We start from the raw sequence: 14,065 nt of genomic DNA on the forward strand, positions 1-14,065 counted from the left end.
ACATCCGGCAGTCGATGAACACGTGGCGGCCGCCTGCGGAAACCTCGGGGGAGACATTGATCACCGCCCAGCCTCGTCTGGTCGTGAGCGCGCCGTCGTCCGGCCACGGCAAGACAGCCATCGCCGTGGGCCTGCTCGCCGCGCTCAGCGGTCGTGGCGTCCCGACGGCCGGTTTCAAGGTCGGCCCGGATCACACCGACGCGGCGTACCTGGGGTTGGCCGCCGGCCGTCCCGGCCGCAACCTGGACCCGCGCCTGGTCGGCGCGCAGCGCGTCGCCCCGCTCTTCGCGCACGGCGCCTCCGGTGCCCAGGTCGCCGTCATCGAGGGCGCGATGGGCCTGTTCGACAGTCTCACCGGCCAGCCGGAGATCGACGGCACCGCCTCGGTCGCGGCCGCCCTGCGTGCGCCGGTGGTTCTCGTCGTCGACGTCGCCGCGATGGGCCACTCGCTCGCCGCGCTGGTGCACGGCTTCCGGATGTTCGACGAGATGGTGCATCTCGGCGGCGTGATCCTGAACCGGGTCGCCTCCGAGCGGCACGAGCAGATGCTGCGCAGCGCCATGGACGACATCGGCATGCCGGTTCTCGGCGCCCTGCATCGCGGTGACCTTCCCAACGTGCTGCCCGCCCGCACCCACGGCCTGGTCCCGGTCGCGCACCGGACGGTCGAGGCCGGCCGGGCGGTGCGGCGCCTCGGCGAGGCCGTCTCCGGTTCCCTCGACATGGACCGGTTGATGGCCCTCGCCGCGTCCGCGCCGCCGATCCCCGGCCCGCTCTGGACCCCAGCGGAAGCGGCCGGTGACGAGCGGTTCGACCAGCGGCCGTTGATCGCCCTGGCTGGGGGCCAGGGCGCCCCCTACACCTACGTGGAGACGGCCGAGCTGCTCACCGCCGCGGGCGCGGACGTCGCGGTCGTCGACCCTCTGCGCGATGAGGTGCTGCCACCGGGCACGCGCGGGCTGGTGGTGGGTGCGGGCCTTCCTGAGGGGTACGCGGAGGAGCTCTCCGCCAATCGCCGGCTCTGCGCGGCCGTCGCGCAGTTCGCCCGGGACGGCTGGCCCGTGGTGGCCGAGGGCGTCGCCCTGCCGTGGCTCGGCCGGGAACTGGACGGCCGCCCGATGTGCGGCGTCCTCGACGCGACCGCGACGACCGGCGAGCAGACCGTCGCCGGTTACCGCGAGGCGACCGCCCCCGGCACATCGGTGCTGGCCCCGGCCGGCGCCCGGATCACCGGCTACAAGCAGCACCGCGCGGTGGTCACCCCTCGGCACGGCGCCAACCCGGCCTGGACCTGGTCCGGCGGCAACCCGGAGGGCTTCGTCTGGCGCCAGGTCCACGCCTCGCAGCTCGCCCTGCACTGGGCCGCCGCCCCGGAGATCGCCCGCCGCCTGGTCTCCGCCGCACACGCCGGCCCGCAGGGCACTCAGCCCTCGCAGGCCCCGCAGAGCTTCCATGCCCCGAGCTTGCACGGCCCGCAGAGCTCCCCGAACTCACACGGCTCGCAGAACGGCATGCACTCCGGTTCACCCGCAGGTCACCCGGCGATGCCTCCCACCCAGGGCGGACCGGGCGGCCAAGGCGGACCGGGCGGGCAGCCGTCGGGCATGCCCCCGGTCCAGGGCTCGCCGGCTGTGCCGGGTCCGCCGAGGCCGCCGCAGCCGGTGCCGACCGGCATGCTCCCCGGCCAGGGCCCCGGCCCCTCCTATGGCATGCCTCCCGGTCAGAACGGCTCGCCGTACGACATGCCGCAGCGTCCCGGGCCGTCCGGATCACCCTTCGACATGCCGCCCGGCCAGGGCCCCGGCGGCTCGCCGTTCGACATGCCGCCCGGTCAAGGCCCTGGCGGCTTCCCGTTCGACATGCTGCCAGGCCACGGCTCCGGGCCGAACGGCTCGGCCCGCAACGTTCCCGTGGGACAGGGTGTCGGCCCCGGATTCGGCATGCCGGGTTCCGGCATGCCGGTCTCCAGCTTCCCGGACGCCGGTATGTCGGCGGCCCCTGGCCCGGAGACCCCCGACAACGGAGCGCCGACCCAGGTGATGCCGGCTCCGGGTCTGCCCACCAGCCCCGGCATGCCACCCGGCCCGATGTCCTTCGGCGGTCCCGGTCAGGGAATGCCGTCGCACCAGGCCCAGGGCGGCCCGCAAGGTCACATCCTGCCGACCGGCGCCCTGCCCCAGATCCAGATCACGACCAACCAACCGGATTCCGGCGTCGCCATCTCCGGCCAGATCCTGCCGCCCGCGGCACCGTCCGGCTCCGGCGACTCCTCCGGCCCCAACACGCCGCCTTCGGACGGCCATCCCCACGACATGCCCGTGCGCTGACCCGCACCGTCCACACCCTCCGTGGTGGCGGGTCACGGACCGCGGCGCCATGAGCCGTCACCGCCGAAAGCACGGGTCCGGGCGCCACCTGTGGGTGGCCGGGTGACCTGGCGCGGCACCGGAAACGATCCAGCGTGCGAAAGCGCGATCGCGTGCCCGGAAGTTGTCGTACCCCCCTCGTACCGTGAGGCATACGACAACCGAAGGAGGAGATCGTGGCCGACCGTGTGCCGCTGGATTTCGACCCGCCGGTTCGTCAGATCAGAGCCCTGTTGCTGGGGGTCGACGACCGTGACCTCACCGCGCCGACTCCCTGCCCGGGCTGGCCGGTCGCGACCCTGCTCGATCATCTGATGGGACTGGCCTCCGCCTTCACGATGGCCGCCCGCAAACGCGACGGCGCCGGCGGCCCACCGCCGGAGCCATCCGCTGAGCACCTGTCCCGGCATTGGCGCAGCCGTCTGCCGGTTGTGCTCGCCGACCTCGCCACCGCGTGGAAGGACCCGCACGCCTGGACCGGCACGGCCCGGGCCGGCGGCGTGACCATGCCGGCCACCGCGATGGGCGCGGTGGCGATGACCGAGCTGGTGATGCACGGGTGGGATCTGGCCCGTGCCACCGGCCAGGACTACGCGGCCGACCCGCGGGCGCTGGAGGTGCTCGTCGAGTTCCTCGCCCAGGGCCCGGCCGACGGCACCCCCGGCCTGTTCGGGCCCCGGGTCCCGGTCGCACCGGAGGAGGAGTTGCTGGCCCAGGCTCTGGGTATGGCCGGCCGCGACCCATCCTGGCGCCGTCCACGCCACCCCACCCCCTCCCGCCACCCGGTGCGGGAGTAGACCGTCCACCCCACCCGGTCCAGGAGGCGAGCCGAGCGGGGAACGGCCTGGGCTCCCGGTCCAGGAGACGAGCCGAGCCGGGAACGGCCTGGGCTCCCGGTCCAGGAGGCGAGCCGAGCCGGGAACGGCCGGGGCTCCCGGTCCAGGAGACGAGCCGAGCCGGGAACGGCCTGGCCGGGCCAGGGAAAGCGAGCCCGGCCCGGCCTGGCCGGGAAGACGGGCCAGGCCGGGCCGGGTCGCAGTGCCTGTCATGCGGCATCTGCCCGGGCGGCGGGCGGGCGCGGTGGCCCGTGGGGTGCGGTGTGGCGGCCCGGGCGCGGGGTCAGCCCCAGACGAGCTTGTCGGAGGGCGGCTGGAAGTCCTGCTCCGGGACGCCTTCGAGAGCGTCGCGCAGGGTTTCGGCGACGGTGTATTTCGAGATGGTGGAGCGGCCGACACCGACCAGATGTTCCGGGTTGTCGGGGTCGGCGACGAAGGCGGCGGCCGCCAGTTGTGGGGTGTAACCGCTGAACCAGGCGGTCTTGTTGCCGTCGGTGGTTCCGCTCTTGCCGGCGACCGGACGGCCCAGTGTGCGGTAGACCATCTCCGACGTGCCCCAGCCGCCGCAGCCGCCGCGGGCCGCGCCGTAACCGGTGACGCAGCGGGCCGCGTCGGTGGCGGCGCGGGCCACGTTCACCTTGACGGCCTGGTCACAGCGTGGCGCGGCGACGAGTCGTCCCTGGTGGAGGGCGTTGGAGCCGTCCGGGGTGCGGATGCTGGTCACCGGCAGGGGCTGGCAGTGCCGGCCGTCGGCGGCGAGGGTGGCGAAGACGTTCGCCATCTCGACGGGGGTGGCGTCGCTGACGCCGAGGGTGAAGGCGCCCCACTCGGAGGCGTTCTCCTTTCGGGCGAGCCGTTTGTCGACGGCGGTGCGCCAGCGCAGTCCGAGCCGTTCCGCCATCTGTACGGCCTTCTCGGCGCCGACCTTCTCCTCGAGTTGAACGAAGTACGTGTTCACCGATTTGCCGAATCCGCTCCACATGGTCTGGGTGCCGGTCATCGACGCGGTGGAGTTCTTGGGGCACCAGTGGACGCCGCAGGTGGCGGGCCCGGGCGCGGTGATGTACCGGCTGACGTACCGCGGCGGTGAGTAGAAGGAGGTGGACAGTGGCATCCCGGCTTCCAGCGCGGCCAGCATCGTGAAGATCTTGAACGTGGATCCGGCCTGGTAACCGGCCATGTCGCCGCCGCCGAGCAGCGGGTTGACGGTGTTGGGGTAGTTGCCTTTGACGTCGTCGAGCGACCGGTCGCTGTGCCTGCCGTTCTCTTCCTGGTCGAGGGAGTACCGCCGGTTGACGGCCATGCTCAGCACCCGGCCGGTGCCCGGCTGGATGACGACCTGTCCGTGCGCGATGGAGCTGTTGCGGCCTTCTTTGTCGAGTACGTGTTCCATGGCGTACCGCTGGATCTCGGGGTCGATCGAGGTGATCACCCGGTAGCCGCCGCGCCGCAGATTCTCCTCGCGTTCCTGCGGGTTGCGGCCGAAGGCCGGCTGTTCGCGCCACCAGTTCTTGAAGTAGTCGCAGAAGAAGCCCCAGTCGTTGTGGCGGGGCGCGACCGAGACGCAGTCGTTCGGCGGGGTGTACAGCTTCAGTCTGATCTTCGTCTTGCGCGCCGAGGCGGCCTGTTCGGCGGTGATCGCGTTCATTTCGCGCATCCGGTCGATGACGTAGTTGCGCCGGTCCAGGGCGGCCTTCTGGTCCTTGGTCGCCGGATCGTACGCGGACGGCGCCTTGACGAGTCCGGCCAGCAGTGCCGCTTCGACGAGGGTGAGATCGCGGGGCGACTTGGAGAAGAAGACCTGGGACGCGGCGTAGATGCCGTACGCGCGGTGCCCGTAGTAGGCGGCGTTCAGGTACCGCTCGAGGATCTCGTTCTTGCTGAGCCGGTGTTCGACCTCGATGGCGAGCCGCATCTCGCGCAGTTTGCGGGTGGCGGTCTGTTCGGTGGCTTCCAGGGCTTCGCGCGGGGTTCGTGCGCTGTCGCGCAGCGCCATCCGGACGTATTGCATGGTCAGCGTGGACGCGCCCTGGGAGACGCCGCCGGCCTGCTGGTTGGCGACGAAGGCGCGGGCCACCCCTTTGGCGTCGACGCCGTTGTGCTCGTAGAAGCGGGAGTCCTCGGACGCCACGATCGCCTTGATCACGTGCGGCGACATGTCGGCCAGGCCGACGTGTTTGCGGTGTTCGTCGTAGAACAGGGTGAGCAGGGTCTTGCCGTCGCTGGCGTACACGTAGGTGGTCTGGGCGGGTGGTGTCTCGGTGAGTTGTTCGGGCATGCCTTCCAGCGCTTCGCTGCCGGCCTTGACCCCCATCCCGGCGAGGGCCGTGAAGGGATAGGAGAGGCCGGCGATGACCAGGCCCGCGATGAGCCCGGCGCGGATCAGGAGGGCGACTCTTCCGGCTACGGTGAGGCGTCGGCTCGTCACCCTAAGAAGGTATGACAAAACCCCTCATGTTCGGACGGAACGGCCGAAGTAAGGCGGCATGAGGGAGGGTTCGAGGGTCGGGCATGCTGACCCCATGAGTTTCGACCTTGATCATCACGGCGACGCCGAGGTGGGGGCGGGCCTGATCGATCTCGCGGTCAACGTGCGGCGCCAGGCCATGCCCCGGTGGCTGGCGGATCCGATCACCGAGTCACTGGGCGCGCTCGCGGCGTACCCCGACGAGACGAAGGCGACCGCGGCCGTCGCGGGCCGGCACCGCCGGGACCCGGCCGAGGTGCTGCTGACCGCCGGCGCCGCCCAGGCGTTCGTGCTGCTCGCGCAGGCCCTGCGCGGTGCCCGGCGCCCGGTCGTGGTGCACCCGCAGTTCACCGAGCCGGAGGCCGCGCTGCGCAACGCCGGCCATCAGGTGGAACGGGTGATCCTGCGCGAGGAGGACGGCTTCCGGCTCGATCCGGGCCTGGTCCCGGAGGACTCCGATCTGGTGTTCGTGGGCAACCCGACGAACCCGACGTCGGTTCTGCACCCGGCCGCCGACATCGCGAAACTGGCCCGCCCGGGCCGGGTCCTGGTGGTGGACGAGGCGTTCGCCGACACCACCTACCGGCCGGGCGTGCCGGGCGAGCCGGAGTCGCTCGCGGGGCGCCGGGACCTGCCCGGCCTGGTGGTGCTGCGCAGCCTGACCAAGACCTGGGGCCTGGCCGGGCTGCGGATCGGCTACCTGCTCGGGCCGGCCGGGCTGCTGCCCCGGCTGGCCGCCGCCCGCCCGCTCTGGGCGGTCTCCACCCCGGCGCTCGCCGCGGCGACCGCGTGCGCCTCCCCGGTCGCGGTCGCGGCCGAACGGGAGATCGCCGCGGGGCTCGCGGCGGAGCGTGCCCATCTGGTGGAACGGCTGCGGCGAGTGCCGAGCGTCACGGTTCCCGGCGATCCGGCGTCCGCTTTCGTTCCGGTACGCCTCCCAGCTGCCGATCACCTACGCGTTGAGCTGCGCGAACGTGGCTATGCGGTACGCCGTGGCGACACCTTCCCGGGGCTGGGCCCGGACTGGCTGCGGATTGCGGTGCGCGACACTGCCACCACAGACGGATTCGTGCAGACTCTGAGCGAAGTGATCGAGGAGCGACCGTGACGCTGGAGACCACGCTGGCCGCCATCCGGCCGGCCGACGACGCGGCGATGACCGCCGCCCGGGACCTGCAGGCCCGGCTGACCAAGCCGGCCGGTTCGCTGGGCGCCCTGGAGGAGCTGTCGGTGCGCCTGGCCGGTCTGGCCGGGGTGTGCCCGCCGCCGCTGCCGCAGCCGGCCACGGTCGCGGTCTTCGCCGGCGATCACGGCGTGCACGCGCAGGGCGTGACCCCGTGGCCGCAGGAGGTCACCGCGCAGATGGTGGCGAACTTCGTGGCCGGCGGCGCGGTGGTGAACGCGTTCGCTCGCCAGGCCGGCGCGGACGTCATGGTGGTCGACGTCGGGGTGGCGATCCCGCTGCACGGCGGCCCGAACCTGCTGGACGCCAACGTGCGCCGCGGGACCCGGGACATGACGGCCGGCCCGGCGCTGACCCGCGAGGAGGCGCTCGCGGCTGTCGAGATCGGCATCCGGGTCGCCGAGACGCTCGTGGAGCAGGGCGCGAGAGCGCTGCTCACCGGGGACATGGGGATCGCCAACACGACCCCGGCGGCCGCGCTGATCGCCGCGTTCACCGGCGTCTCGGCAGACGTCGCGACGGGTCGGGGCACCGGCATCGACGACGCGACCCTGGCCCACAAGATCTCCGTGGTGACGGCCGCGCTGGAGCGGCACCGGCCCGACCCGGCCGACCCGCTGGGTGTGCTCGCCGCGGTCGGCGGTCTGGAGCACGCCGCTCTGGCCGGTTTCATCCTGGGCGCCGCCGCGCGCCGCGTTCCGGTGATCGTCGACGGGGTGATCGCGGTGTCGGCCGCGGTGACCGCGGCCGCGTTCGCCCCCGACTCGGTGGCCGCGATGGTCGCCGGGCACCGTTCCGCCGAGCCCGGGGCCAGCGTCGCCCTCGCCCACCTCGGCCTGGAGCCGCTGCTCGACCTGGGCATGCGCCTGGGCGAGGGGAGCGGCGCGGTGCTTGCCCTGCCCGTCGTGGCGGCCGCGGTGCGCGTGCTGCACGAGGTGGCGACGTTCGACTCGGCGGGAGTTTCGGAGAAATGAGCATCTATCCACTCGGGCTGCGCCTCGAGGGACGCCGTGTGCTGGTGGTCGGTGGCGGTTCGGTCGCCACCCGCCGGGTGCCGGCCCTGATCGCGGCCGGCGCCGCGGTCGAGATCGTGTCCCCCGAGCTCACCCCCACCCTTCAGGGGCACGTCGACGCCGGGCGCGCGGTGTGGACGCCGCGGCGCTTCGCGCCGACGGACGTCGTGGGCGCCTGGCTGGTCCAGGTGGCGGTCGACGACCCGGAGGCGGCGGCCCAGGTCAGCGTGGCGGCCGAGGTTCACCACATCTTCTGCGTACGGGCGGACGACCGCGACGCCGCCACCGCCTGGACCCCGGCCGTCACCCGGCACGGCCAGGTCACCGTGGCGGTCACCGACGGCGGCGACCGTCGCCGGGCGATGGCGGTCCGCGACATGGTGGCGAACGTGCTGGAGGCGACCCCGCCGGCCAGCCCCGAGCTCAAGGGCGTGGCCCTGGTCGGCGCCGGCCCCGGCGACCCCGAGCTGATCACCGTGAAGGGCCGCAGGCTGCTGGCCGCCGCCGACGTGGTGGTCGCCGACCGGCTGGTGCCCGGCATGCTGCTCGGTGAGTTGCGTCCCGAGGTCGAGCTGATCGACGCCGCGAAGATCCCGTACGGTCCGCAGGCCGCCCAGGAGGAGATCAACCGGATCCTGGTGGACCGGGCCTCGCAGGGCAGGTTCGTGGTGCGGCTCAAGGGCGGCGACAACTTCGTCTTCGGCCGCGGCGGCGAGGAGGCGCTGGCCTGCGCCCAGGCCGGGATCCCGGTGCTGGTGGTGCCCGGGGTGACCAGTTCGATCGCGGCGCCCGCGCTGGCCGGCATCCCGGTCACCCATCGTGGGGTGGCGCACGAGTTCACGGTGATCTCCGGGCACATCCCGCCGGACCACCCGGAGTCGCTCGTCGACTGGGCGGCGGTGGCCCGGCTGCGCGGCACGGTCGTGCTGATGATGGGCCTGAAGAACCTGCCGGTGATCGCCGAGCGGCTGATCGCCGAGGGCAAGGCGGCGAGCACGCCGGTCGCGGTGGTGCAGGAGGGTTCCACGGCCCACCAGCGGTCGCTGATCAGCACGCTCGCGGCGGTCGCGGAGGAGACGGCGGCGTCCGGGATCCGCCCGCCGGCGGTGGTCGTGATCGGTGACGTGGTCACGGTGGGGGAGCAGTTCACCCCGGCCGCCGGCTGACCGGCGGGCGCGTACCCGTACCGGAGCGAGAAGGCGCCGGGCCGAAGCCGGCCCGGCGCCCGAACGCCGGCCTCAGCCCTCGGAGTCGTCCGAGGTCTCGCCGACGCCCAGCTCGTCCAGGAACGTCTTGGCCCACCGGGACACGTCGTGGGTCCGCAGGTGGCGCTGCATGACCCGCATCCGGCGTTTGAGCTCGGCCGGCTCGGCGTTGATCGCCCGGAGCAGGGCGTCCTTCACCCCGTCGGGGTCGTGCGGGTTGCACAGGAACGACTGCCGCAGCTCGGTGGCCGCCCCGGCGAACTCGCTGAGCACCAGCGCGCCGCCCGAGTCACCGCGGCAGGCGATGTACTCCTTGGCGACCAGGTTCATCCCGTCGCGCAGCGGGGTCACCATCATCACGTCGGCCGCCGCGTACATCGCGGCCAGTTCCTGCTTGTCGACCGACTGGTGCAGGTAGTGCACGGCCGGGGTGCCGACCTTGCCGAACTCGCCGTTGATCCGGCCGACTTCGCGCTCCACCTTCACCCGCAGGGTCTGGTAGTGCTCGACGCGCTCCCGGCTCGGCGTGGCGACCTGGATCATCACCGCGTCGCCGACGTTGAGCTTGCCGTCGGCGAGCAGCTCGCGGAACGCCTTGAGGCGCAGCTCGATGCCCTTGGTGTAGTCGAGCCGGTCGACGCCGAGGATCACCGTCTTCGGATCGCCCAGCTCGGCGCGGATCTGCTTGGCCCGGGCCTGTACCGAGGGATCGGCGGCCAGCCGCTCCATCTCCCGCGTGTCGATGCTGATCGGGAACGCGCCGGCCTTGACCTTGCGCCCGTCGACCTGGATCGACTGGCCCTCGTACCGCAGGCCGAGCAGGTGCCGGGCCAGCCGGACGAAGTTCTGCGCGGCCAGTTTCTGCTGGAAACCGACCAGGTCGGCGCCGAGCAGGCCACGCAGGATCTCGGCCCGGAACGGCATCTGCATGAACAGCTCGATCGGCGGGAACGGGATGTGCAGGAAGAACCCGATCCGCAGGTCGGGACGCATCTCCCGGAGCATGGACGGCACCAGCTGGAGCTGGTAGTCCTGCACCCAGACGGTGGCGCCCTCGTCGGCGACCTGCGCCGCGGCCTGGGCGAACCGGTGGTTGACCACGCGGTAGGTCTCCCGCCAGCGCCGCTTGTAAGCCGGGGTCTCGACGGCGTCGTGGTAGAGCGGCCAGATCGTCGCGTTGGACTGGCCCTCGTAGTAGCGTTCCAGCTCCTCGCCGCTGAGCGGAACCGGGTGGATGTGGATGCCCTCGAGATCGAAGGGCTCGGGCGCGTCACCGGTCCCGCCGGCCCACCCGATCCAGGTGCCGTGGTGCTCGGTGAGGACCGGATGCAGGGCCGTGACCAGGCCGCCCGGACTGGGCCGCCACTGCTTATCACCGTCCGGCGTCGTGACCTCGTCCACGGGCAGACGGTTGGCGACGACGACGAAGGAACTTCGTTGGGCCACGCTGAGTACACCTCCGAGTGGTTTCTGTTCCCAACGTGAGCCTACTGTGGGTAAGCTCTCGCTTCCTCACCGCCCTCGGCCAGCGGGCCGAACGGACCGTGATGGACCGGGTTGGGCCGGGGTGCCATCCTGTGCCGGTGACCCCGCACGATGATCATTCCCAGCGACGGCAGCCGTTGTTCTTCCCTGTGGTGATCGCCACGGTGTTGCTGACGATCGTGGGCATGGTCGGCGGTTATCTGCTCGCCGAGCAGCGCGAGCGCGCGAGCGAGCCGGTGCCGTCGGACTCGGCGTCGGACTTCCCTTCGGAGTACCCGTCGGGGCCGCCGGTCAAGCTCGTCGGCAAGGAACCGTGCATTCCCGAGACCCAGACGGCGGGCGAGCGGGCCGGCGCCGTCGGGGAACTGCGCCGGGTCCTCTACCTCAAGACGAAGAAGTCCGAGGTGTGGATCTGCCAGGACCAGGCCGGGAGCTTCTACTATCACGCCAACCGGGGCAGCCGGGCCGACTGGGTGGAGAACACGACCGCTCTCTTCCTGCACAACGCCCAGCCCGACGGCCGCGGGGGTTACACCGCCACAGCGGTCGACGGCAAGGTCTTCTCGGTCAACAGCGCGCGGCTGCGCATCACCGCCCTCGACGGCGCCTCCCGGGTCGAGGAGGCCGTGCCGGAGTGACGCACCCGGGGTTGCCGTTCGCTTCCGGCGGGGTACCTGGAAAGATTGTCCTTTGATTACGGCACCGACAAATCCACGATCTCGGAGGTAGGGCACACCGTGGCCCAGTACATCTACGTCCTGGAAAAGGCGCGCAAGGCGCACGGCGACAAGGTCGTGCTCGACAATGTGACGCTGAGCTTCCTGCCGGGCGCCAAGATCGGTGTCGTCGGCCCGAACGGCGCCGGTAAGTCCAGCCTGCTCAAGATCATGGCGGGGCTCGACAAGACCAGCAACGGCGAGGCCCGGCTGATGCCCGGCTACACCGTCGGCATGCTGGCCCAGGAGCCCCCGCTGAACGACTCCAAGACCGTCCTCGGCAACATCGAGGAGGCCGTTGCGGAGACGAAGGCCAAGCTCGAGCGGTTCAACGCGATCGCCGAGCAGATGGCCACCGACTACTCCGACGAGTTGATGGACGAGATGGGCAAGCTCCAGGAGGAGCTCGACCACCTCGACGCGTGGGACGTCGACTCCAAGCTCGAGCTGGCGATGGACGCGCTGCGCTGCCCGCCGCCGGACGCCGACGTCACCCAGCTCTCCGGTGGTGAGCGCCGCCGGGTCGCCCTCTGCAAGCTGCTGCTCGAGGCACCCGACCTGCTGCTGCTCGACGAGCCCACCAACCACCTGGACGCCGAGAGCGTGAGCTGGCTGGAGCAGCACCTGGCCAAGTACGCCGGCACCGTCCTGGCGATCACCCACGACCGGTACTTCCTGGACAACGTGGCCGGCTGGATCCTCGAGCTGGACCGCGGCCGGGCGATCGGCTACGAGGGCAACTACTCCACGTACCTGGAGAAGAAGGCCGCGCGTCTCTCCGTCGAGGGCCGCAAGGACGCCAAGATGAAGAAGCGCCTCTCCGAGGAGCTCGAGTGGGTGCGGTCCAACGCCAAGGCCCGGCAGACCAAGAGCAAGAGCCGGCTCGACCGGTACGAGGAGATGGCCGCCGAGGCCGAGAAGACCCGGAAACTGGACTTCGAGGAGATCCAGATCCCGCCGGGCCCGCGTCTGGGCAACACCGTCATCGAGGCCAGCGGCCTGACCAAGGGCTTCGACGGACGTACGCTCATCGATGATCTGTCGTTCTCGCTGCCCCGCAACGGCATCGTCGGCATCATCGGCCCGAACGGCGTCGGCAAGACCACCCTGTTCAAGACCATCGTCGGGCTGGAGAAGCCGGACGACGGCTCGGTGCGCATCGGTGAGACCGTCAAGCTGTCGTACGTGGACCAGAGCCGCGCCGGCCTGGACCCCACCAAGACGGTGTGGGAGGTCGTCTCCGACGGTCTCGACCACATGATGGTCGGCAAGGTCGAGATGCCGTCCCGGGCGTACGTGGCGGCCTTCGGCTTCAAGGGCCCGGACCAGCAGAAGCCGACGAAGGTGCTGTCCGGCGGTGAGCGCAACCGGCTCAACCTCGCGATGACGCTGAAGATCGGCGGCAACGTGATCCTGCTCGACGAGCCGACCAACGACCTGGACGTCGAGACGCTCTCCAGCCTGGAGAACGCGCTGCTGGAGTTCCCGGGCTGCGCCGTGGTCATCTCCCACGACCGGATGTTCCTCGACCGGGTCGCCACCCACATGCTCGCGTGGGAGGGCACCGAGGAGGACCCGGACAAGTGGTTCTGGTTCGAGGGCAACTTCGAGGCGTACGAGAAGAACAAGATCGACCGCCTCGGCGCGGAGGCCGCCCGGCCGCACCGGGTGACCTACCGCAAGCTGACTCGTGACTGATCGTTTCGTCTATGACGTGTCCTTGCGCTGGTCCGACATGGACGCGTACGGGCACGTCAACAACGCGCGCTTCCTCACCCTGTACGAGGAGGCGCGCGTGGCGATGTTCTTCGTCGGGGCCCGGGCACACGGCCTGGGCTCCTTCGAGGAGGGCATCGTGATCGCCCGGCACGAGATCGACTATCTGCGGCCGGTCGACTTCGGGGACCCGGTCCGCATCGAGATGTGGGTCTCCGAGCTGCGGGCGGCGTCGTTCACCGTCTCCTACGAGCTGTTCGACGACGGTGTGCTGGCCAGCCGGGCCCAGTCGGTCTGTGTGCCGTACCACCTCGCCAACGGCCATCCCCGCCGGCTCTCCGCCGCGGAGAAGGACTTCCTCAAGCCGTACACGCCGCCCGAGGATCGGTCATGAGTTCGCACGGCCTGCTCGGTATCCCCGACGCGGGCGCGTTCCTGGCCCGGCTCACCCGGCTCGACCCGGCCGCGCCGGTCCGTCTCCGGTCCTCCGGCGGGCGGACCGCGCTCTGGGCCAGCCTGCCCTGGGACGTCCTGGTCACCCGTGAGGTGGCCGGGCCCGGGCCGGGCGACGCCACGGTGTCGGCGGCGGCGCTGCTGGCCGTTCTGGCCGGCAGTGGCGACACCCTGCCGGACCGGCGGGACACCGAGTGGCGGTGGCCGCTGCCGCCGCCCGCCAGCCGGGCCGTCGAATCGGTGTCCGGAGCCGAACTGGCCCGCCTGGCCGCCGCCGCGGCCGGGACCCTGCGCGAGGTCGCCGCCGGCGGGATGGCCGGCCGCGCGATCGGGCAGCGCGCGGTCCGTGACGCCCTCCTCGATCACGTGGCGCTGGTGGTCACTCCGGACTCCGGCGAGCCGGTGCGGATCTCCCAGCGGCTCGTGCAGGCGGTCGCCCGGATGGGTTTCCTCGGCCCGCGGGACGCTGATCCGGTCGAGGCGCGGGTACGCGTCGCCGGCGGCTGGGTGGGAATTTCCGCACCATATGGAGTGGCGTGGAGACAGAGCGTTCACAAATTGACTGTTATGCCGATGGCAGGTAACCCGAAAGGGTGACCTTGCATCCTTCATCCGGTCCCGCCCT

Annotated in this window: 11 protein-coding genes; 9 read left to right on the forward strand and 2 right to left on the reverse strand. The window is 71.7% G+C overall.

Going from position 1 to position 14,065, the window contains the following annotated elements:
* The first annotated feature begins 83 nt into the window (after positions 1-83).
* Positions 84-2,327 carry a cobyrinic acid a,c-diamide synthase CobB gene (locus Aut01nite_RS06730; RefSeq protein ID WP_204037462.1) on the forward strand — a complete coding sequence of 748 codons (2,244 nt, stop codon included), beginning with the start codon at positions 84-86 and terminating at the stop codon, positions 2,325-2,327.
* A 215-nt stretch (positions 2,328-2,542) separates the two neighbouring features.
* The gene (locus tag Aut01nite_RS06735) at positions 2,543-3,163 is read left to right on the forward strand and encodes a TIGR03086 family metal-binding protein (protein ID WP_043527952.1); all 621 of its coding nucleotides are present in this window, start codon (positions 2,543-2,545) and stop codon (positions 3,161-3,163) included.
* Positions 3,164-3,485: 322 nt separating this feature from the next.
* Here Aut01nite_RS06735 and Aut01nite_RS06740 read toward each other — a convergent pair whose 3' ends face one another.
* Positions 3,486-5,630 carry a transglycosylase domain-containing protein gene (locus Aut01nite_RS06740; RefSeq protein WP_043527954.1) on the reverse strand — a complete coding sequence of 715 codons (2,145 nt, stop codon included), beginning with the start codon at positions 5,628-5,630 and terminating at the stop codon, positions 3,486-3,488.
* Between the two features lie 94 nt (positions 5,631-5,724).
* Here Aut01nite_RS06740 and cobC point away from each other — a divergent pair, with 94 nt between their 5' ends.
* From cobC to cobA, 3 genes are read left to right on the forward strand one after another with little or no spacing between them, the layout of a single operon-like run.
* The gene (gene cobC, locus Aut01nite_RS06745) at positions 5,725-6,777 is read left to right on the forward strand and encodes an Rv2231c family histidinol phosphate aminotransferase CobC (RefSeq protein ID WP_043527956.1); all 1,053 of its coding nucleotides are present in this window, start codon (positions 5,725-5,727) and stop codon (positions 6,775-6,777) included.
* Positions 6,774-7,826, forward strand: a complete 1,053-nt coding sequence (gene cobT / locus Aut01nite_RS06750; RefSeq protein ID WP_043527958.1) for a nicotinate-nucleotide--dimethylbenzimidazole phosphoribosyltransferase — start codon at positions 6,774-6,776, stop codon at positions 7,824-7,826. The genes cobC and cobT overlap by 4 nt, the downstream gene beginning before the upstream one ends.
* Positions 7,823-9,031: a uroporphyrinogen-III C-methyltransferase gene (cobA, locus tag Aut01nite_RS06755; RefSeq protein WP_043527959.1), complete on the forward strand. Its 1,209-nt coding sequence runs from the start codon at positions 7,823-7,825 to the stop codon at positions 9,029-9,031. The genes cobT and cobA overlap by 4 nt, the downstream gene beginning before the upstream one ends.
* A 72-nt stretch (positions 9,032-9,103) precedes the next feature.
* Here cobA and Aut01nite_RS06760 read toward each other — a convergent pair whose 3' ends face one another.
* Positions 9,104-10,516 carry an alpha,alpha-trehalose-phosphate synthase (UDP-forming) gene (locus Aut01nite_RS06760; protein ID WP_043527961.1) on the reverse strand — a complete coding sequence of 471 codons (1,413 nt, stop codon included), beginning with the start codon at positions 10,514-10,516 and terminating at the stop codon, positions 9,104-9,106.
* 137 nt (positions 10,517-10,653) lie between these two features.
* Between Aut01nite_RS06760 and Aut01nite_RS06765 the strand changes: the two genes are divergently transcribed.
* The 4 genes from Aut01nite_RS06765 to Aut01nite_RS06780 all read left to right on the forward strand — a co-directional run bounded on the left by Aut01nite_RS06765 (position 10,654) and on the right by Aut01nite_RS06780 (position 14,037).
* Positions 10,654-11,193, forward strand: coding sequence for a hypothetical protein (locus Aut01nite_RS06765; protein ID WP_236642883.1), 540 nt, complete (start codon positions 10,654-10,656; stop codon positions 11,191-11,193).
* A 99-nt stretch (positions 11,194-11,292) separates the two neighbouring features.
* On the forward strand, positions 11,293-12,969 hold the full coding sequence (gene ettA, locus Aut01nite_RS06770; protein ID WP_043527967.1) for an energy-dependent translational throttle protein EttA: 1,677 nt from the start codon (positions 11,293-11,295) through the stop codon (positions 12,967-12,969).
* Entirely contained in the window at positions 12,962-13,381 is a 420-nt protein-coding gene (locus Aut01nite_RS06775) for an acyl-CoA thioesterase (protein WP_043527968.1), read from the forward strand. Before ettA ends, Aut01nite_RS06775 begins: the two co-directional genes overlap by 8 nt.
* Positions 13,378-14,037 carry a DUF8185 domain-containing protein gene (locus Aut01nite_RS06780; RefSeq protein WP_043527970.1) on the forward strand — a complete coding sequence of 220 codons (660 nt, stop codon included), beginning with the start codon at positions 13,378-13,380 and terminating at the stop codon, positions 14,035-14,037. The genes Aut01nite_RS06775 and Aut01nite_RS06780 overlap by 4 nt, the downstream gene beginning before the upstream one ends.
* Positions 14,038-14,065 lie beyond the last annotated feature (28 nt).

This window comes from Actinoplanes utahensis, from assembly GCF_016862455.1.
Lineage (GTDB): Bacteria > Actinomycetota > Actinomycetes > Mycobacteriales > Micromonosporaceae > Actinoplanes > Actinoplanes utahensis.